This window comes from Cyanobacterium sp. Dongsha4 (genome assembly GCF_036345015.1).
Lineage (GTDB): Bacteria > Cyanobacteriota > Cyanobacteriia > Cyanobacteriales > Cyanobacteriaceae > PCC-10605.
In genome coordinates, this window is record NZ_CP084098.1 from 3,660,226 (window position 1) to 3,681,234 (window position 21,009).

General features: G+C 38.8%; 11 protein-coding genes, 2 tRNA genes, 3 rRNA genes and 1 pseudogene. 4 read left to right on the forward strand and 13 right to left on the reverse strand.

Annotated features, from left to right (window positions below; translation table 11 throughout):
• Positions 1-75 precede the first annotated feature (75 nt).
• Complete coding sequence (locus Dongsha4_RS15755) at positions 76-3,924, reverse strand: DUF4114 domain-containing protein (RefSeq protein WP_330203261.1); 3,849 nt, start codon at positions 3,922-3,924, stop codon at positions 76-78.
• Between the two features lie 164 nt (positions 3,925-4,088).
• On the opposite strand from Dongsha4_RS15755, the pseudogene Dongsha4_RS15760 reads away from it, so the two are divergent.
• Positions 4,089-4,295 (forward strand): annotated as a pseudogene (locus tag Dongsha4_RS15760) (transposase); the annotation flags it as partial.
• Between the two features lie 26 nt (positions 4,296-4,321).
• Positions 4,322-5,046, forward strand: a protein-coding gene (locus tag Dongsha4_RS15765) for an IS1 family transposase (RefSeq protein WP_330202302.1) whose coding sequence is annotated in 2 segments (ribosomal slippage) — positions 4,322-4,646 and positions 4,646-5,046 — 726 coding nt in all. Because the reading frame shifts where the segments join, the coding sequence is not laid out codon by codon here.
• A gap of 94 nt (positions 5,047-5,140) precedes the next feature.
• Here the strand turns inward: Dongsha4_RS15765 and rrf are convergent.
• The 10 genes from rrf to Dongsha4_RS15815 all read right to left on the reverse strand — a co-directional run bounded on the left by rrf (position 5,141) and on the right by Dongsha4_RS15815 (position 14,100).
• Positions 5,141-5,257 (reverse strand): 5S ribosomal RNA (gene rrf / locus Dongsha4_RS15770).
• A gap of 51 nt (positions 5,258-5,308) precedes the next feature.
• Positions 5,309-8,085, reverse strand: a 23S ribosomal RNA gene (locus tag Dongsha4_RS15775).
• A 94-nt stretch (positions 8,086-8,179) separates the two neighbouring features.
• Positions 8,180-8,252: transfer RNA gene (locus Dongsha4_RS15780), tRNA-Ala, on the reverse strand.
• A gap of 2 nt (positions 8,253-8,254) precedes the next feature.
• A tRNA-Ile gene (locus Dongsha4_RS15785) sits at positions 8,255-8,328 on the reverse strand.
• Between the two features lie 69 nt (positions 8,329-8,397).
• Positions 8,398-9,883, reverse strand: a 16S ribosomal RNA gene (locus Dongsha4_RS15790).
• Together the 16S, 23S and 5S rRNA genes with 2 tRNA genes alongside form the textbook arrangement of a ribosomal RNA operon.
• A 489-nt stretch (positions 9,884-10,372) precedes the next feature.
• Entirely contained in the window at positions 10,373-11,797 is a 1,425-nt protein-coding gene (locus Dongsha4_RS15795) for an efflux RND transporter periplasmic adaptor subunit (RefSeq protein ID WP_330203262.1), read from the reverse strand.
• Positions 11,798-11,953: 156 nt separating this feature from the next.
• Positions 11,954-12,091, reverse strand: coding sequence for a hypothetical protein (locus Dongsha4_RS15800; RefSeq protein WP_330203263.1), 138 nt, complete (start codon positions 12,089-12,091; stop codon positions 11,954-11,956).
• 3 nt (positions 12,092-12,094) lie between these two features.
• Positions 12,095-12,184 carry a cytochrome b6-f complex subunit PetN gene (gene petN, locus Dongsha4_RS15805; RefSeq protein WP_330203264.1) on the reverse strand — a complete coding sequence of 30 codons (90 nt, stop codon included), beginning with the start codon at positions 12,182-12,184 and terminating at the stop codon, positions 12,095-12,097.
• A 203-nt stretch (positions 12,185-12,387) separates the two neighbouring features.
• Positions 12,388-13,659, reverse strand: coding sequence for a J domain-containing protein (locus tag Dongsha4_RS15810; protein ID WP_330203265.1), 1,272 nt, complete (start codon positions 13,657-13,659; stop codon positions 12,388-12,390).
• Positions 13,660-13,743: 84 nt separating this feature from the next.
• Complete coding sequence (locus Dongsha4_RS15815; protein ID WP_330203266.1) at positions 13,744-14,100, reverse strand: Spx/MgsR family RNA polymerase-binding regulatory protein; 357 nt, start codon at positions 14,098-14,100, stop codon at positions 13,744-13,746.
• A 198-nt stretch (positions 14,101-14,298) separates the two neighbouring features.
• Here Dongsha4_RS15815 and moaA point away from each other — a divergent pair, with 198 nt between their 5' ends.
• Positions 14,299-15,288, forward strand: a complete 990-nt coding sequence (gene moaA, locus Dongsha4_RS15820) for a GTP 3',8-cyclase MoaA (RefSeq protein WP_330203267.1) — start codon at positions 14,299-14,301, stop codon at positions 15,286-15,288.
• A gap of 490 nt (positions 15,289-15,778) precedes the next feature.
• Here moaA and purB read toward each other — a convergent pair whose 3' ends face one another.
• A complete protein-coding gene (gene purB / locus Dongsha4_RS15825) occupies positions 15,779-17,074 on the reverse strand; it encodes an adenylosuccinate lyase (RefSeq protein ID WP_041922812.1) in 1,296 nt (431 codons plus the stop codon).
• A gap of 211 nt (positions 17,075-17,285) precedes the next feature.
• On the opposite strand from purB, the gene Dongsha4_RS15830 reads away from it, so the two are divergent.
• Positions 17,286-19,088: an ABC transporter ATP-binding protein gene (locus tag Dongsha4_RS15830; RefSeq protein WP_330205457.1), complete on the forward strand. Its 1,803-nt coding sequence runs from the start codon at positions 17,286-17,288 to the stop codon at positions 19,086-19,088.
• 100 nt (positions 19,089-19,188) lie between these two features.
• On the opposite strand, the gene mrdA is transcribed toward Dongsha4_RS15830, so the two are convergent.
• Positions 19,189-21,009 (reverse strand): penicillin-binding protein 2, encoded by a 1,821-nt coding sequence (gene mrdA, locus Dongsha4_RS15835; RefSeq protein WP_330203268.1) that lies wholly within the window; start codon positions 21,007-21,009, stop codon positions 19,189-19,191.

Here is a 21,009-nt window from a genome sequence, read left to right on the forward strand (position 1 = left end):
AATTATCAAGTAAAAAAGGGATAATCTATTTAGCTTTCCAAGTTCCACCATCATGAAATTTAGTCTAAAGTATAGTTAAAATTCAAGATTTATAATTAAATCGTTAAAATCTCGATCGCCCCCATTGGGCAAATCTTCAAAGCCAAAAGCATTATCAGCTAATAAACGAATATGGTCTAAATTGTCGCTGTTTGCCCTCAGAAAGGGAAAATATACCTCGGCTAAACCGTTTAAAGCATCTTCAAAACCACCATTACTAATGATAAATGGTGCAAATAATTTACCTCCCTCCAAAAAACCAGAAATAGTATTTGTTTGTTGATTTGCTACTTGTATTAAGTCCAGACTTTGCACCCGATTTTCTAGGGCTTTTTGCTTGTAATTAGCACTTTCAGGGGAAACTCCTTCTACACTACCTAATAAATCATCAATGGTATAAAAACCGACTAAATTATCAAAGACTGCTTCTCTATAAACGGAAACATCAACGGAAACAGAGCCTTCTAATTGTCTTAAATCAATTATTTCAGAAGATTCTTTTTCTTTGATCACTGATGTGTTAGAGGTATTATTATTTCCACTACTAACAGAAAATGTCATCTCGTCATAAATAGACTTATTTTCCTCGGTTTGCCATGCTAAGTTAAATCTATCATCCGTCAAAATAGTTATTTCTAAAGGATTGAAGTTTTGGTCGTTAAAAGTTAAACCCAAAAAGACTTGGCTACTGTCAGCATTTCCTTTGATGACATCTTGGGTTGTGGCATTTTTCACAAAGAAAAAGACGATGCGGTCACCGAAGGTGCGGCTACGCCGATCGCCTCCTTGTAAATTTCCTAATGTTCGAGTTAATTGAGTTTGTTGAAAACCGTTAGGTAAATTGTTTAAAGCGGAGAAAATTACTTGACTTTGAGACAATGCTTCTGGTAAATATTCTTCATCACTGGGGTTTAATTGTTTGCCTTGGGAATCCGTGATTGTACCTTGTTCATTTTCAACAATGAAAAAACCAACCTCATTTACATATTCAGAATTTGCACCAACCAATTGAAAATTCAGTTCACTAGCATTAGAGTTACTGAGGATGGAAAAAATATCATTATTAAGTCGTTGTAATTGTGTTTCTGGATTGACTACATCAACGGAAAAGAAATCGTGATTATTATTGATGTTTTCATCATAAGCGGGGTGAGTGACTCCCACACGGCTGGTGAAATTGCCAGAGGTAGTGGGCATTATTTCCATATCGATGATTTGCGTTTCATTTGCCCCTAAACTATCAATTTTAAATGTTAGTTCTTGTCCATTTTGTTTTACAACGGGTTCACTAGCAGATATAAATGTGGCATTTTCTCCCAAAGTATTAATAATGGTTAAATCCGTTGCACTGCGATCGCTCATGTTTGTCAATTCTAATTGATAACGGAAAGGTTGATTGATAACTGCTTTTTGAGAAGATAATATTTGTTCTAAAGAAACATCTATGCTTTCTGTAATGGTGATATGTTCAGAGGCATAAACTAAAACAGGCTCATTATATTCGTCCACTGCCCTTCCATAAATGAAATAGTTACCCGGAGCAATTCCTTTGGTATCCCAACTAAAAGAGTTTCCATCTTCAGGCAAACTATGACCAATCAGTAAACCGTCAAAACCTTGATTATCCCGATCAAGAAAGAAAGAAACCGTTGCATCCGAGTCCACATCTTCTAATTGATAGGGAATATTCACGGTAGAACTTTCCTCTAACATCATGGGAGATTCTATTATTAAAGTTGGTTTCTCCGTTTCTCCAAGCATAGCATGGTAAAAAACTTCCCCAATTTGAGGTAGGAAAGTCTCCTCTACTTTTATATCCCAAACTCCCGCCGTAGGATTATTAACCTTGACAACTTTTCCCTCGGCATAGGTAAGGGAGTCAACAATTTCAATGCCATTAGCCGCAAATTCTTCTTCGCTTAAAAAGTCACCATCAGGGGTTTCAATAACAATTTCCACATCATTAACCGCATTTTCCCAAGTGGCTTCTAAAAATAGAGATTCCGTACCTTCAAAAATAGTCCAACTACCAGTTTCCAAGGCAGGAGGATGTCCAATTGCCCTTATATCACCATCAAAAGATACTTCTATACCTGCAGTGCCAAATATGGGAATGTGACCCCAAAAAGCAACAAAATCATTGGAGTTATTACCGTCATTAATAAACTGGAAAGCATAATCGGCGGTAAGACTTTTCCCTCCCACAAAGGGAATTGTAAAATCACCAATTTTTTTAGGAATATTAATAGAAACATTACCATCGATTACAACATCGAAATTGGAGTTGAGAAGAAAGCTATCACTACTGGTAATTAATCCGCTAAAAATATCGAGATCAACATTAGCTGAGATAGTTTTACTACGAGCGTCTATGATTAAATCACCGTCTCCTTTAGCGATTTTGGGATCAAACAAGTCAATAGTTGCCGCTAAAGCCAAAACTTCCGATGTGTAAAGAATATCTCCTTGTATGGAAATAAAACTTTCTAAGTCAACACTATTATTCTCCACTCCTAAAAAACTCGGCACAGGAATACTACCTCCATCCGGAATATCAGCATCTATGTGTATATCTCCAATAAATACGGGTTGTGAGGTTTGTATTTTTCCATTTGCCTCTACTGCCTGAAAAATATAGTAACGTCTATCTGAAACCTGAACCTCACGCAATATTTCTTCTTCAGAACTTGTTACTAAACTATCGCTATATTTTTCCTGTAAGGATTGTAAAAGTTCTTCGGGATTTTGATTGTCCACTTTCACAATATCAATGGGAACAGGGATAGATTCTAATTTTTCGTAAACAATGAACTCTTGAATAGAACTCATGTCAGTAAATTTACTATCTTCTTGGATAATAGCCTCAGCAATTTTCGTTCCCTCACTTCCGAGAATTGTACTGGCTAAATCTACTTGGGCATTAGCTTGGGCAATGATATTTTCTACATCTCCCCCAAAACCATTGAGAGTTACACCTTCAAACAAGGGAATACCATTTTCGGCATCTAATTGAAATGCGATCGCATCTAATCTACCATCAACAAAAGAAATATCTCCGCCTAATTGAATTCCATCGGGAATATCTAAAATTGCCTTAGCAGAAAGAGTATCATTAACCGTGTCAATATCTAGAGAAAATTGCTTAATTTCTAAAACATCCTCAACAATGACTAAATCAGATACAGAAACATCACCATTAACGGATAAAACTGGATTCGCGTCTGGGTTAATCGTAATAAATCCGGGAGGGGCAAAATCAGCCGTAATACTGGTGTTGGTATCAGGAATAATACCAATTAAGGAAGCATCCCCCTGAAGAACAAAAAATTCTGGATTGTCTGAAATATCGAGGGAGAGATTATCTGTTTCTAGGGTAAGACTACCTAAGCTAGATTGTTTTTGTCCAAATAATGCTATCTCACCCCCATTTAAACTAAATCCTTGAGAATTAATGACGATAAAATTGTTTCCTTCAATAGCAATGCTTTCTCCTCCGAGAATGTCGGGTAAAGTGATACTTCCCTGTACTTGTAAACCTGCTGAAGTCAGGATAAGAGAACTTAAATCAACATTAAAACCACTAACATTTAGTTTAGAGGTGATATTATTCCAGATAGCTTGAAGTTGACTACCCTCAGAAAAACTGGCAGTGCCTGAAAAAAGTTCGATCGCATCTCCACTAATCTCGGTGGAAACATCTCCATTGACTGTAATGGTCTTGGTGTTTAAATTAAGAGTTACTTGTCCTTGAATTTTTAAAATTTCTTGATTATTAATGGCAATAGCAATCGTATCGTTAAGGGACGTTTGCAGTAAATTATCATCATTGTTAATAGCACTAAAGTTCCCTGTAACTTCAAACAATCCAAAATTTTCAGTAATCATAATGGCTCTTCTACATTGAGTAGAGTAAATTAATAATTAAAAACTCTTAGAGTCTTGATTGAGTATTTGATTAAGTCTAAAAAAATTGATTTTTTATAACAATTGCATTTTTAAGATCATCAAAGCCTTATAAATTTTGTATGAATATTATAACTACTGTAGAAAAGCCAGCAGGGCATCAGGTAATATTTTTGCCAACATATTCTCCCGACTTTAATGATATTGAACATGATTTTAGCGCATTAAAAAGGGCAAGAATGTATAGTAAAGAAGATGTTAGTCTGGCGGAGTTTGACAAAATAGGGATAACAAATGAACAATTAAGAGACATAAATAAAAGAGAGTATCAATTAAGTAATGTTATGATATAGACTGATCCTATCATCATTAATTAACCATGTCTCATCAATGCCCTCGATGTCATAATACTAAAATCATCAAAAACGGTTTTGCTCGTGGTCAACAAAGGTTTAAATGTAAGCACTGTAACTATCAGTTCACCACTGATAAGATTGATCGAGGTAAACCTATGTGGATGAAACTAGAAACAGCAATTCTGTATTGCAGTGGAATGTCTATGAATTCGATCGCAAAGCTTCTCAATGTTTCTGCTCAGACTATTTTAAATTGGATTAGAGCTTTGGCACTAGAAAATTATGAAAAGCCTGAACCCTGCGAAGCGGTGGTTGTGGAACTAGATGAACTTTGGCATTTTATAGAGTCAAAAAAAACAAGTTATGGATCTGGAAAGCTTATGACCGTAATACTAACAGACTTATCGACTGGGAATTGGGAAAGCGTGATAGTGAAACCCTCAAAAAACTTTTAATTAGATTACTAAAATGGGATGTAACAGTCTACTGTACTGATGATTGGAAACCGTACCAAGAGTTATTATCTAAACATCCAGATGCGTATCATGTGATGACAAAAAGCGAAACTATAGCCATAGAAAGAAATAATTCCGATAATCGTCATTGGTTTGCTCGCTTTCATAGAAAAACAAAAGTAGTATCAAAATCAATAGAAATGGTGGATTTAACAATGGGACTATTTGCAAAATTTAGAGTAAATGGAACGATCGATTCGTTAATAAATCAAAGACTAACATTACTTAGTTGAAGCTCTCGAATAAAAAAATCACCTACACAATGTGAGGTGATTCTTTGTCTTTGATGTTTCGATGAAAGATAGAATTGTAAAGAATGAATGTTGAAGCTGGCATGGAACTATTGTCCCACTCGGTCTCCCAAGCAGTATCGTCGCCGCTACTATGTTTCACCCACGAGTTCGGGATGGTTCGTAGTGGTTCCATAATGCTAATCACACCAGCTATACTCTCGAAGGAACAACCTTCAAGACTGCATAGAATTTTATAGTTCCTTAGGTCAAGATGACGGTCTATTAGTACACTTCGGCTTCATACATTACTGCACTTCCACCTTGTGCCTATTTACGGGTCTTCTTCCCGTGACCTTACACCAGAATACTCATCTTGAGGTGGGCTTCCCACTTAGATGCTTTCAGCGGTTATCCTCTCCGCACTTGGCTACCCTGCGTTTACCGTTGGCACGATAACAGGTACACCAGCGGTGCGTCCTTCCCGGTCCTCTCGTACTAAGGAAGGCTCCTCTCAATATTCTCACGCTTACACCGGATATGGACCGAACTGTCTCACGACGTTCTGAACCCAGCTCACGTACCGCTTTAATGGGCGAACAGCCCAACCCTTGGGACGTACTTCCGCCCCAGGTTGCGATGAGCCGACATCGAGGTGCCAAACCTCCCCGTCGATGTGAACTCTTGGGGGAGATCAGCCTGTTATCCCTAGAGTAACTTTTATCCGTTGAGCGACGGCCCTTCCACACAGCACCGTCGGATCACTAAGACCGTGTTTCCACCCTGCTCGACTTGTTGGTCTCGCAGTCAAGCTACCTTCTGCCTTTGCACTCTTCGACTGATTTCCAACCAGTCTGAGGTAACCTTTGTACGCCTCCGTTACCATTTTGGAGGCGACCGCCCCAGTCAAACTACCCACCTGAAACTGTCCTCAAATGAGTTAGAATTCTAGCTAGCAGAGAGTGGTATCTCACCGTTGGCTCTGTATCCCCCACAAGGAATACTTCTTCGCCTCCCACCTATCCTGCGCACTGCCAGCCCGAACACAATTCCAAGCTATAGTAAAGCTTCATAGGGTCTTTCTGTCCAAGTGTAAGTAGTCCGTATCTTCACAGACAATCCTATTTCGCCGAGCCTCTCTCCGAGACAGCTCCCAGATCGTTACGCCTTTCGTGCGGGTCGGAACTTACCCGACAAGGAATTTCGCTACCTTAGGACCGTTATAGTTACGGCCGCCGTTCACCGGGGCTTCAGTCGCTAGCTTCACTTTCGCTGACCAACTTCTTTAACCTTCCGGCACTGGGCAGGCGTCAGCCCCTATACCTCCTCTTTCGAGTTTGCAGAGACCTATGTTTTTGCTAAACAGTCGCCTGGGACTCTTCACTGCGACCACCTCTCGGTGGCACCCCTTCTCCCTAAGTTACGGGGTCATTTTGCCGAGTTCCTTGGAGAGAGTTACCTCGCTCCCCTTCGTATTCTCTACGTGCCCACCTGTGTCGGTTTCGGGTACCGGGACTTAATTCTCAACATTACTACAGCTTTTCTTGCCGCTATCTTTCCACACTCACGATTACTCGCTCCCAATCCACTCAGGGTGTGCTTAGTTTTCACGGGTCCCTGTAGCAACTCCAATTAAGCCACGCAGGAATATTTACCTGCTTGCCATCGACTACGCTTTTCGCTTCGCCTTAGGTCCGGGCTAACTCTCCACGGACGAACCTTCTGGAGAAACCCTTGGGCTTTCGGGGTTAGGGATTCTCACCCTAATTTTCGCTACTTAAGCCGACATTCTCACTTCTATCTCGTCCACATCTGCTTGCCGCTAATGCTTCACCCTTAATAGAACGCTCCCCTACCACTACAATGTAGTCCATAGCTTCGGTGACTAACTTAGCCCCGTTCATTTTCGGCGCAGGAGCGCTTGACCAGTGAGCTATTACGCACTCTTTCAAGGATTGCTGCTTCTAGGCAAACCTCCTGGTTGTCTAAGCACTCCCACCTCCTTTCTCACTTAGTTAGTACTTGGGGACCTTAGCTGATGGTCTGGGCTGTTTCCCTCTTGACGATGAAGCTTATCCCCCACCGTCTCACTAGTGCTACCATTCATCGGTATTCTGAGTTTGTCTCATCTTGGTACCAGTCTCCCAGCCCGCAACGAAACAGTGCTTTACCCCCGATGACCTTTCACACCGCTGCGCCTCAACACATTTCGGGGAGAACCAGCTAGCTCTTGGTTCGATTGGCATTTCACCCCTAACCACACCTCCTCCGCCAATTTTTCAACATTGGTCGGTTCGGACCTCCACTACCTGTTACGGTAGCTTCATCCTGGACATGGTTAGATCACCAAGGTTCGGGTCTACAAACCGTGACTAACGCCCTTTTCGGACTCGGTTTCCCTTTGGCTTCGACTTTTCATCTTAACCCGCCACGACCTGTAAGTCGCCGGCTCATTCTTCAACAGGCACACGGTCATCCCTTCTAATGAGACTCCCATTGCTTGTAAGCCGATGGTTTCATGTTCTTTTTCACTCCCCTCCCGGGGTTCTTTTCACCTTTCCCTCGCGGTACTTTTCTCTATCGGTCACACAGTAGTATTTAGCCTTACCACGTGGTCGTGGCTGATTCACCAGGGATTCCACTTATCCCTGACTACTCGGGATTCACCTATGCCTTGTCAGTTTTCAATTACAGGACTTTCACCTTCTTTGGTCTAGTTTTCAGCTAGTTCATTTAACTTTCTTGGTCACTTTTTGGTGTCCCACTACCCCATTCTCCTTAGACAATGGTTTAGGCTTTTCCCGCTTCGCTCGCCGCTACTAGGGGAATCACTTTTGTTTTCTCTTCCTCTGGCTACTAAGATGTTTCAGTTCACCAGGTTCGCTCATCACCTAAATCATAGGTGTGTTTTTAGGGTTGCCCCATTCGGACATCCTCGGCTCTACGTCTGCTTCCGACTCCCCGAGGCTTTTCGCAGGTTGCTACGTCCTTCTTCGCCTCTGTGTGCCTAGGTATCCACCATCGGCCCTTCTTTTCTTGACCTTTTTTTCCCTATTTTTCTATGCAGTTTTCAAGGTTCTCACTGAACACCATGTTCAGCAGTAGCGATTTCTCACCGTGCTAAACTTTGTTCTTCTGGAGGTAAGCGGACTCGAACCGCTGACATCCTGCTTGCAAAGCAGGCGCTCTACCAACTGAGCTATACCCCCAATGGGCCATCCTGGACTTGAACCAGGGACCTCACCCTTATCAGGGGTGCGCTCTAACCACCTGAGCTAATAGCCCCAACACCTCTTTCTTTATTTTCCTAGCCACCCCCATTTCCTTGCTGACTTCTTAATAGAAGTCTCCCTTAAAGGAGGTGATCCAGCCACACCTTCCGGTACGGCTACCTTGTTACGACTTCACCCCAGTCACTAGTCCCACCTTCGGCGTCTCCTTCCACTTGGGTTAGAATAACGACTTCGGGCGTGACCAACTTCCATGGTGTGACGGGCGGTGTGTACAAGACCCGGGAACGGATTCACCGCAGTATGCTGACCTGCGATTACTAGCGATTCCTCCTTCATGCAGGCGAGTTTCAGCCTGCAATCTGAACTGTGGCTGGGTTTGATGAGATTCGCTCCACCTCGCGGTTTCGCTCCCCTTTGTCCCAACCATTGTAGTACGTGTGTAGCCCAAGACGTAAGGGGCATGCTGACTTGACGTCATCCCCACCTTCCTCCGAGTTCTCCCCGGCGGTCTCCCTAGAGTCCCCAACTTAATGCTGGCAACTAAGGACGAGGGTTGCGCTCGTTGCGGGACTTAACCCAACATCTCACGACACGAGCTGACGACAGCCATGCACCACCTGTCTCTGCGTTCCCTTAGGCACTCTCAACTTTCATCAAGATTCGCAGGATGTCAAGCCTTGGTAAGGTTCTTCGCGTTGCATCGAATTAAACCACATACTCCACCGCTTGTGCGGGTCCCCGTCAATTCCTTTGAGTTTCACACTTGCGTGCGTACTCCCCAGGCGGGATACTTAACGCGTTAGCTTCGGCACAGTCCCTTTTACAGCACTACGCCTAGTATCCATCGTTTACCGCTAGGACTACAGGGGTATCTAATCCCTTTCGCTCCCCTAGCTTTCGTCCCTCAGTGTCAGTATATGCCCAGTAGAGCGCCTTCGCCACTGGTGTTCTTCCTAATCTCTACGCATTTCACCGCTACACTAGGAATTCCCTCTACCCCTACTATACTCTAGCTCTTCAGTTTCCACTCCCTTTCCGAAGTTGAGCTTCGGTCTTTGAAAGCAGACTTGAAGTGCCACCTACGGACTCTTTACGCCCAATGATTCCGGATAACGCTTGCATCCTCCGTATTACCGCGGCTGCTGGCACGGAGTTAGCCGATGCTTACATTAGGTACCGTCATTTTTTTCTTCCCTAAGTTTTGAGGTTTACAACCCAAGAGCCTTCCTCCCTCACGCGGTATTGCTCCGTCAGGCTTTCGCCCATTGCGGAAAATTCCCCACTGCTGCCTCCCGTAGGAGTCTGGGCCGTGTCTCAGTCCCAGTGTGGCTGCTCATCCTCTCAGACCAGCTACTGATCGTCGCCATGGTAAGCCTTTACCTCACCATCTAGCTAATCAGACGCGAGCCCCTCTCAAGGCGATAAATCTTTTACCTATTCGGCTCATCCGGTATTAGCAGTCGTTTCCAACTGTTGTCCCCGACCTTGAGGCAGGTTCTCACGCGTTCCTCACCCGTCCGCCACTAGCTCCGAAGAGCCCGTTCGACTTGCATGTGTTAGGCATACCGCCAGCGTTCATCCTGAGCCAGGATCAAACTCTCCATAGTGGTTATTACTCACAATTGCTTGTTTTCACAACCCGATTCCTGTTTTTTTGTTTTTCAATTAAATGAATTGAACAAGGATTATTATTTGGTTATGATGGCTAGAAAAATATTGAATTATCGAGGTTCGTGGTGTGTCAGAGTTGAGCGTGGTGGCTCAATCGCACAAATACTAATATAACTAACCTTTTTTAATTTGGCAACTTTTTCTACATACTTTTTTCTTTTTTCTTCCTCTTTATTCTCTGAAAGCTATATATATTAACTGTTTTAGCTATTAAAGATATTTCAGTTTTTTTTTGAATGAGGGGAAGGTAGCTGGGTGTCGGGAGATTCTTTGGTTATTTTCGTTTAATTTCTTTTTAACTCTGTACCCCGAACTTCAAACTCCAAACAGAGCCGATGGGGTGAATAATATTCAATTCCTGCAATAAATGGCATTCAACACATCGAGAATAAATCTTTTTGATGTTGTAGGTTTTGTCCTCTAGGCTATTCGCTTTTGGGTCGTTGATCGGGGGGAAGATCAATGAATACTTTTTCTCCTGCCATTAAACCGCTTAACACTTGAGTTTTGTCATCAACGGATGCTCCGATGGTTATAGGTTGAAATTCGGGTTCTTTATCTTGATTGGGTATCATTACTCCTGTTTGTCCTTTTTCTGTAACAATTGCCACTGTGGGGACAACTAAGACATTATCTAATTGTCTGCCAATAAAGTTAACTTCTACGTTCATTTTGGAAAGTAGTTTTTCTTTTCCTGTAAGAATATCTATTTTAACTTCAAAAGATGTGACGTTTTGTTCGATGATAGCTTCAGGCGCGATCGCTCTTACTACTCCTTGAAATGTTTGATTAGGATAAGCATCGGCGACAATTTCGACGGGTTGACCTATTTGAATTTGATTGAGGTCTATTTCTGGGATTTTGGCGACAATTTCTAATCCCCTAGCTAAAGCAACAATGGAAGTGGAGGTAGCAGAAGCTGTACTGGAAGCAGATGTTGTTGGAGTGACAAAAGCACCTTCGGTGGCAAATCTTTGAGTGATAATACCATCGAAAGGGGCAGTAATAAAGCTATCTTGATATTGAATTTTCGCAATTTCCAAATTAGCTTTTGCAGATTCCATATTTGCCTTAAGTTTTTCTATTTCTGCTTTGCCTCTGACTTGCCTTTCTTCAAGAGCTATTTTTACTTCATTGACGGCGGCTTCTAGGCGTTTTATTTCTGGATCTTCTGTGGCTTGTAATTCTTGCAATCTTTGTACAACTTCTTGAATATCGGCTTGGGCTACCAAATATTGATTGGCTAGTTGATCAAATTGGTCTTGACTAATTGCACCTTCTTTTAATAGATTTTCGTTTCTTTTGAGTTGGGTTTCCGCTAGTCTTAATCGTGATTCGGCTTCTTTAAGTTGCGATCGCACCTGATCTATTTGTTTAGGTATTCTTTGTTTTGATTCTTCCAGTCTTGCGACTGCTTGGACTAATTGAGCAGATAATGTTTGTATCTCGCCTTGTATTCGTATATCTGTTTCTTGCAAAGTGGATTGAGCTTCCTTCAGTCTGGCTTCTGCCTGAATTCCCTGAACGTATAGTTCCTCATTTTCCATGACCGCTATTGGTTGACCTTTTTTGACAATCACCCCTTGATCAACTAATAATTTTACAATGCGCCCGGGATTTTTGGGACTGATATTCACGCTCTGAATCGGTTCTACCGTACCACTAGCTTGAATTTCTAAATTAACGTTTTCTCTTTGAACAGTAACAGTATATTCATCAGCAATATTTGACGTTTTGGGACGATTTATCGAAGAATAAGCAATTCCCACTATTAATAAAATACCACCAACCATAATTCCAAAAATCCAAGGAAGAGGATTTTTTTGTTTTTCTGAGTTACTCACGGTCATAAATTGGGTTACACCGAAATCAATAGGTCATAATCTTTTTCTACAAAGTTAACAGATTTAAGTAAAGTTGTGATGTAGGGAATTAACTAAATACAATCAAGGGTTTGTAGTGTTGGGTTATTAAACCCAACGGAATTTAATAAAAGGAGGGATTGATTATAGACGTTTATCTCGGTCACGACGGCGGCGATCGCGCCATTCAAGGGTGGTAAGATATAAAATGCCACCACTAACAAAAACTAGCAAGGCTAGAGCAACGATAAATAAAACATTAAAAAAGGGACTAAATTCCACGATTTAAAAGCCTTTACGCCCCCATACTACCATTGCGACCGACCATGTGAAAAGAGACAAAATGCCAACCCATCCTAGTGTAAGAATATCCATATTGTTAATTTTTTTATACTTAATTTAGAGCTTTAACGGTCATATATCATATCATTTCCTTGTCTGATACATCAACTATCATGATTTGAGTTGAAGGTTCAAAGTTGAGAGCTAGAAGTGAAAATTAGGAAAGATTTATTAATGAAAAATTATTACAAATTTCTTTATATTAACCACTGACTCTGCATAGTGTTCTTATCTACTTACAATTTTGATAACATTTTATTAACTCTTAATCGTAGATAGGGGTTGCTCATCCAAAGATTATAAAAATAGACAAATAAAATGACTAAAAAACAAATAAAGCCTAAAGTATTATAAGTATTAATAATCTGTTCAATACCCCAATCATGTTGATTTCTTAAAATGTTTAAATCTCCGCCAGAATCGCCTCTGCCACTCCAGAAAGTTCCCCAAGGGATTTGACTTTTTCCTGCTTTTATTTTTTGCCATCTTGTCCAACTTCCCCAAAAAGTAATCATTCCCCAAACAAGGAAAATATATCTCCAAAATTCCCAATAAAAACGTTTAGGTAAGTTCCAATAAAAACCGACAATAAAAAGAGTGCTTAAATAAAATTCTCCTCCAATACCAGCAAAAGCTAATAACATTCCATAGGTGGAGCGGGATATAGTCCAAGTTAAAATAAACTGTAAAAAGATTAAAAATACAAGAAAAATTATGACATATTTTTTGTTTTCTTTCCAAGTACTATAAATAGTTAAAAGTAACAAAAATAAAATACCAAAATAAACAAATAAAGAATGCTCAAAAGAAACTATAGTTGCCGCAAATGTTACCATCGCTCTATAACCTGAAAACCATGCTAGGGTTGCGTGTCCTAATTCGTGAATCCAGACACTAATAAACCATACTAAAGGATCGATAAAATTAATAGCAAAAGCAATTAAAAATGCGATGGGTAAAGCATAGGTATTAGTTTTTATTTCTGCTTCTGCAAGGAAAACATCTTGATTATAATTAGCAATTTTATCAGGACTAATATTGGGTAATACTTTAAATTCTGTTTGCCAAATAATTTGATGATTTTTATGACTAAAGTTTATTACAACTATTCTGGTATCTTCTTTGATTAACTTGGTTAAATAATCATAAATTAATTTAACTATTTGGGATTTTTTTATTTTAGTTAAATTCCTGAGTTTTAAGAGAATATGATCAGGATATGATTCAACTTTTATTTTAACTCCTAAATACTGTAAATTTTTATTTAAAGTTTTAGTTAAGTCAATATCAAATTGTTTAGTTTGAGTTTTTTCTTTATTTTTCTGCTCTTTCTGCTTATATTCTGTTAATTGTAGGTATGCCTGACGAATATTTACTAATTCTTCCTTTTCCCCAGACTTTAACTTTTCCGCTACTAATGAATAATAATGTTTATCTATCTCAGGAAGAGTAGCATCATTATTGATGTTTAATATTTTATAGCATTGCTCAATGCTCAAATTATCCATATCAAGTTAAAGTTGAAGATAAATAGTGAGTTAATTGACCCATAAATTTATCTCCCTTATATTTTTAGTTTAAATGTGTGTTGATTAGGTACATAGTTTTTCTTTTTTGACAGCCTCATTTGCTCGAAAACCAACTAATACAGCCTGATTATCTTTCACAAATAAAGGTCTTTTCAATAGCATAGCATCTTTGGCAAATGCCTTAATCCAATCTGCTTCTGTCCAAGAGTTTTTTTCTTCGCCTAATGCCCGATAAGACATCCCCGAAGTGTTACGCATGGATTTTACACCCAAAGCATTTACCCATTCTTGAATCATTTTTTCTTGAGGAGGATTTTCTTTAGTATTAATAAACTGATAAGTAACATTGTTTTCCTCTAGCCACTGTATGGCTTTTTTACACGTTCCACAATTGGGAATACCATATACATAAAGGGTCATATTTATTGCTGAAAACTGTTGTTAATTGATAAACAATAGATATTTTACCTTTAATTTTCATTAGTAGTTTAAGATTTAGTTTCTGCATTTCAAATATTCTTTTACTGCTTATAAGTCAATTAAATTAATGCTATATTGATAGTATATTAATACTTTAATTAAGTTATATTTAGTTTATTAAATAATTACTATTAATCAGTGAATAAAGTCGATTATCTTCGTATTAGTCTCATCGATAGGTGTAACTTTCGTTGTCAGTATTGTATGCCTGAAGGAGAAGAATTAAATTATCTTTTATCTTCAGAGATTCTTTCATGTTCGGAATTATTAATCTTGTTAAAAGAGGTATTTATTCCCTTGGGTTTCACCAAATTTCGTTTGACTGGAGGAGAACCTTTATTACGTCCAGATTTACGAGAAATAATCGAAGAAATTAATCTTTTACCTGAGACACAGGATATTGCTTTAACTACTAATGGTTATTTATTAGCAGAACAAGCACAGATTTTGTATAATGTTGGTTTAAGGAGAATAAATATTAGTTTGGACTCTCTTAATCCGAAAACTTTTGATACTATTATTGGGAGGAAAAATCGTAATTTTTGGCACAAAACATGGTTAGGAATACAAAAGGCTTATGAAGTAGGATTTAATCCATTAAAGTTAAATGTGGTAATTATTCCTAATATTAATGATCATGAAATTTTAGATTTAGCTCAATTAACTATCGACAAAAATTGGCACGTTAGATTTATTGAATTTATGCCCATTGGCAATGAAAAATTATTCACTGAAAAAGCGTGGATTCCTTCAGAGGAAATTAGAGAAATTATTAAGAAAAAATGGGGTTTAGAAGAGGCAAATATTTTGGGGCATGGTCCGGCAGATGTATTTAAGATACCTAATAGCAAGGGAACTTTGGGATTTATTTCACAAATGTCAGAGTGTTTCTGCGATCGCTGTAATAGAATTAGGCTTTCTGCGGATGGTTGGTTAAGACCTTGTTTATTGAATGAAACTGGACAAATTAACTTAAAAAATGATTTGAGAAAAGGAATTACAACAGAAGAAATAAGAAAAAAAGTAGCTGATTTATTATTAATAAAGCCTGAAATAAATTTTAAAGAAAGAAATTCTGGTACTGATAATGGTATTTATAAACGTACGATGTCTCAAATAGGAGGTTAGTTTTATTTTGTCGAATAAGTGCGATCGAAGAAAAACAATAGAATGAGCGATTAATGAATAATGGTTTGTTTTTAAGATTAATAAATTTTTAAGAACCTTAATTAATAGCTAGTTAAAACTATTATCTATAATTTTTTCTATTGAGATAAAAAGCCAGTGAGTAGTAAGGGGATTAAAATTAACAGAAATATAATGAAAAAAGCATTTTCTGGAGCTAGGGGAATTTCATTTTTTTCTCTTTTCACCATAATAAAACCTCTTGATATTTTTGTTTAACATAAATTTCTAGCAGTAAAATAAAATTGTAATGATAAGAAAAAATTAATTATTCGTATTTTTTATTAACTTTTAACTTTTAATAAATTAAATGATACTGCTAGTGATGTTTTGATTATATCAATTACAAACTTTTATTTAGTGATTTGTAAAAAAACTCATCAAAGCCCGATGATTGCTGATAGCTGACAATGAGAAAATAATATTTGGATAATTAAATTCCTAATCTTTCATAAATAACATCAAGATTTGCTAAATGTTGATTGGGGTCAAAGCAAGTATTAATATCTTCTTGTGATAATAATTCTGTGACTTCATTGTTATTCTCAATTAGTTTGCGGAAATTGCCGTTTTCCGTATTCCATGCTTGATGAGCGCATCCTTGAACTACTCGATAAGCGTCTTCTCTACTCATGCCTTTGCTTACCAATGCCAAGAGGACTTTTTGCGAAAAAATAACCCCACCATAAACATTCATGTTTCTTGCCATATTCTCAGGATAAACTAAGAGATTTTGCACAAGATTAGTGGTTTCTTTGAGCATAAAATGAGTCAAAATACAAGTATCAGGAAGAATAACTCTTTCTACTGAACTATGAGAAATATCTCTTTCATGCCATAAAGCAACGTTTTCTAAAGCCGCAACCGCATTTCCTCTGATAATTCTTGCCATCCCTGTAATTCTTTCACTACGAATGGGATTACGTTTGTGGGGCATTGCCGATGAACCTTTTTGCCCTTTGGAAAAATATTCTTCTACTTCTAAAACATCAGTACGTTGTAGGTTACGAATTTCTACGGCAAAACGTTCTAAGGAAGCCGCTAATAGTGCTAATTGCTGTACAAATTCCCCATGGCGATCGCGCGATATAACTTGAGTGGAAGCGGTGTCAGGTTGTAATCCTAGTTTAGAACAGGCGATCGCTTCTATTTGAGGATCTATGTTTGCATAAGTTCCCACTGCTCCTGAAATTTGTCCTACAGCAACATCCTGACGTAATTTTACGAGGCGATCGCGGTGACGACGCATTTCCGCTAACCAACCAGCTAATTTAAAGCCAAATGTAATAGGTTCAGCATGAATACCATGAGAACGCCCCACCATGATAGTATAACGATGTTTTTGAGCTTGATAACGAATAGCTTGGATAGTTTCTTCCACACACTCCAAAATCAAGTTTAAACTTGCCACCATCTGTAATGCCAAAGCAGTATCTAGCATATCAGAACTGGTCATACCCAAATGAATATATCTTCCTGCATCTCCTACATATTCATTTACATTCGTCAAAAAAGCGATTACATCGTGGCGAACTTCCGCTTCAATTTCCAATACTCGCTTTACATCAAAGTTAGCTTTTGCTTTAATTTCTTCCACCGCCTCCGCAGGAATTTTACCTAATTCTGCTTGAGCTTCGCACACGGCAATCTCTACTTGTAACCAAGTTTTCAATCGATACTCGTCTGTCCAGATAGCCCCCATTTCGGGCAAAGTATAGCGTTCAATCACTGCAATAATTTCGCTTTTCTTGCAAATACAACTGTTATATTCTACCGAAAAAAGGACAAGGGGCAAAGATTTCAACTATTCGGTTTTTAAGTTTCATGGTGTATGTGGCAATCTTATTTAGGTTGTGAACATTAAATTATCTAATAACTTCATTGACAAAAAATCTCTGTATAATAATTTAACCGCTAAATCTAAAATTCTTGACAGTAGGATAAAGATGACCATTCTTGATGTTCGTGATCTACAAATAGCTTTTATAGACGATGAAAAGCAATCTCATATTGCCGTAGATAAAATTAATTTTAGCCTCAGAAAAGGTGAAATTTTGGGCATAGTGGGAGAATCGGGTTCTGGAAAATCCGTGACATCATTAGGAATTATGGGCTTGTTACCTCCAACGGGAAAAATTAGCGGAGGAGAAATATTGTTTTCTGATAGCCAGTCATCCACCGTAGTAGATTTAGTTACGTTATCTTCAAAACAAAAAAGAGACTATCGAGGCGGCAAAATTGGTATGATCTTTCAAGAGCCGATGAGTTCCCTTAATCCAGTCTATAATATTGGTTTTCAAATTATTGAGGCTATTCGTCTTCATCAAGATGTTTCTGAAGCTCAAGCAAGAAGAAAAGCTATTAGTTTACTTCAAGAAGTTAAATTATTACCTACAGATAAAGAATTAGAAATAGAATATAGGGAAAATAATCCTTTAAAGGAAGCCACAGACAAGGAAATTCAACAATATATTAATAAGCGGAAACAGGCGATTATTCGAAAATTTCCCCACGAAATGAGTGGCGGACAACTACAAAGGGTAATGATTGCGATCGCAATTTCTTGTCAACCAAGTATTTTAATTGCAGATGAACCCACCACTGCCCTAGATGTTACAGTACAAGCAACAATACTAGAATTGTTGAAAGAATTATGCCGTAGTCGGGAAATGGCATTAATTTTTATTACCCATGACTTAGCCGTTGTCGCCAATATAGCTGATAGTTTAGCGGTAATGTATCAAGGCAAAATAGTTGAATATGGCACAGTAACAGATATTCTTTTAAATCCTCAACAACCTTATACCAAAGGGTTATTAGCCTGTCGCCCTCGCTTAGACGAAACTAGAAGTTACTTACCCACCGTCACCGATTTCTTAGAAAATCAATTAGAAACTCAAGAAGAGAAATTCCCCGTTAAACTAAAAAAAATTCTTCTCACTCAACCTTTGCTTACCGTAACAAATCTCAAAGTTGGTTTTCGGAAAAAGACCACATTTCCTTGGCAAAAAGATTATTTTTGGGCGGTTAATGATGTTAGCTTTCAACTTTTTCCTGGTGAAACATTAGGCTTAGTGGGAGAATCAGGCTGTGGTAAATCCACCCTCGCTCGTACTATCTTAAGGCTAATTCCTAATCATGAAGGAAATATCGAGTTTTTAGGGCAAAATTTGACTCAATTACCTTTAAAAAGTAAAAGTTTAAGACTTTTAAGACGAGAAATGCAGATTGTCTTTCAAAATCCCTATAACTCCCTTAATCCTCGCCGAAATATTGGTCAAACTATCCTCGAACCAATGATAATTCATCGCACTGGGGGCAATCAACAAAAACGAAGGGAAAGGGTGAGATATTTATTAGAAAGAGTTGGTTTGAATCCTGATTGGTTTAATCGTTATCCTCATGAGTTATCTGGAGGGCAACGTCAGAGAGTTTGTATTGCAAGGGCATTAGCCTTAAATCCTCAGTTAATCATCTGTGATGAGTCTGTTTCGGCCTTAGATGTTTCTATTCAAGCACAGGTGCTAAATTTACTCAAAGAATTACAGGCAGAATTTGGCTTAACCTACATTTTCATCTCCCATGACTTAAGCGTAGTTAAATTTATTAGCGATCGCATCATCGTCATGAATCGGGGTAAAATAGAAGAAATGTCCACCACAGATCAAATTATTAATAATCCTCAACGGGAATATACCCGTCAACTTATAGCTTCTATTCCTAAATTCCCTACGGTGGCTTAAATTTTTCACAGATTTAATGATTTCGCACCAGTGGAAAAAGTCAACCTAAAACCAGAAACCTCTTTAAACCAAACATTCTGGGTTCAAAATGAAGTTGAAATTATTTTTTCTGAGCAAAATAAGCAGTTAAAACTTTCTGCACAATGGGGCCTGCTGTTGAACCGCCCCCGCCTCCTGAATGCTCAACAAAAGCAACCACAACTATTTCAGGGTTATCATAAGGTGCAAATGCCCCAAACCAAGCATGAGATTTTCCCGGAGGTGCTTCGGCTGTACCACTTTTTCCAGCTACTGCCACCCCATCTACTGCCGCTTTACCCCCTGTACCACTCGTAACAACGGCTCTTAAACCTTCTCTGACTGTTTTTAAGGTTTCAGGTTTTAAATCTAGGGATTTGCGTCTTTCAAGGTAAGAAGGATCTCGATGCAGATGAGGTACTACAACATTGCCCCCATTAGCAGGAACAGCAAACATAACCGCCACTTGTAAGGGTGTTGCGAGGGTAAAACCTTGCCCAATAGACATATTAACGGTGTCGCCTACAGTCCACTCCCAATTAAATCTTTCCTTTTTCCATTCGTTATCTGCAATCAAACCGGGGGTATCTTCTTCTAATTCAATACCTGTTTTACTGCCAAAGCCGTATTTTCTTGCCCACTCAATTAGGGTTTCCCCTCCCACTCCGTTACCAATTTGTCCGAAAAAAGTATTACTACTCCAAGCCATTGCTCGAACAAAACCCATGGGGCCAAATCCTGCTCGATTCCATTCCCCAAAAGCTGTGCCGCCAACTCTTAAATAAGCATAGGTAGGAAGAATTGTACTGGGTTTATATTTGCCTGATTCTAATCCCGCAGTGGCAGTTACAATTTTAAAAGTAGAAGCTGGGGGAAATCCTCGTAAACTACGATTAATAAAAGGATTACCTTTTCCTTGTACTTCTTTCCATAATTGAGGAGTAATTTTTCCAGAGAAAATATTGGGGTCAAAACCGGGATAGCTAACCATAGCTAAAACACCGCCATCACGGGGATCAAGGGCAACAACTGCACCTTTGCGATCGCCTAATGCTTGTTCTGCCACTTTTTGTAAATCTAAATCAAGAGTTAAAGTAACATCATTTCCTGCTTTTGCTTCTTTTATCCCCAATTTACCTAAAACTTTTCCTGTTCCATCTCTTTCTAAAAGTATTCCTCCCCATTCTCCCCTTAAATCAGACTCAAAGGCTGACTCTGCTCCCATTTTACCGATGACATCTCCTAAACGATAACCCTGCTGTTTTCTCTCGGCTAGTTCTTCTGCATTAATTTCTCTGGTATATCCTAATACATGAGAACCATTTTTTCCATGAGGATAATATCTGATGGTATCGGTATCTACTTCTACTTCTGAGAGTAAATTACGGTTTTCTTCAATAGCTGTAATTTGTTGAGGAGTGAGATTACGGGCGATACGAACCAAGGTGGGAGAGTCGTAGTTTTCTTGTTCGAGGGTTTTTTGCAACTCTGTTTCAGAAATATTGAGGATTTGTGCTAATACAGAGCGAATTTCCGCCCAATTTTCTTGTTTTTGCACAATAGGCCATAAATAAGCAGAGTGGGATAAACGGGTTGCCCCTAATATTCTGCCTTTACGGTCATATAAATTACCTCTGACGGGAGGTTTAGGAATGATTTTAGTACGATTGTTTTCCGCTTTTTCTTGATATGTATTCCCTTCTACTAATTGTAAATATGCTAACCGAGATGCGATCGCGCCAAAAAAGAAAAGGCTAATAAGCAACATGATAAATATGGGTTGATCCTTTTGCCCTACATTCAACCAAATTTTTTGCCGTTGATTACGAGTATCAGAGAAAGTAACTTTGCGACTTTTCAAGGAAGATTTTTTCGATTTTTTGATAATTTGGGTTAATTGCAT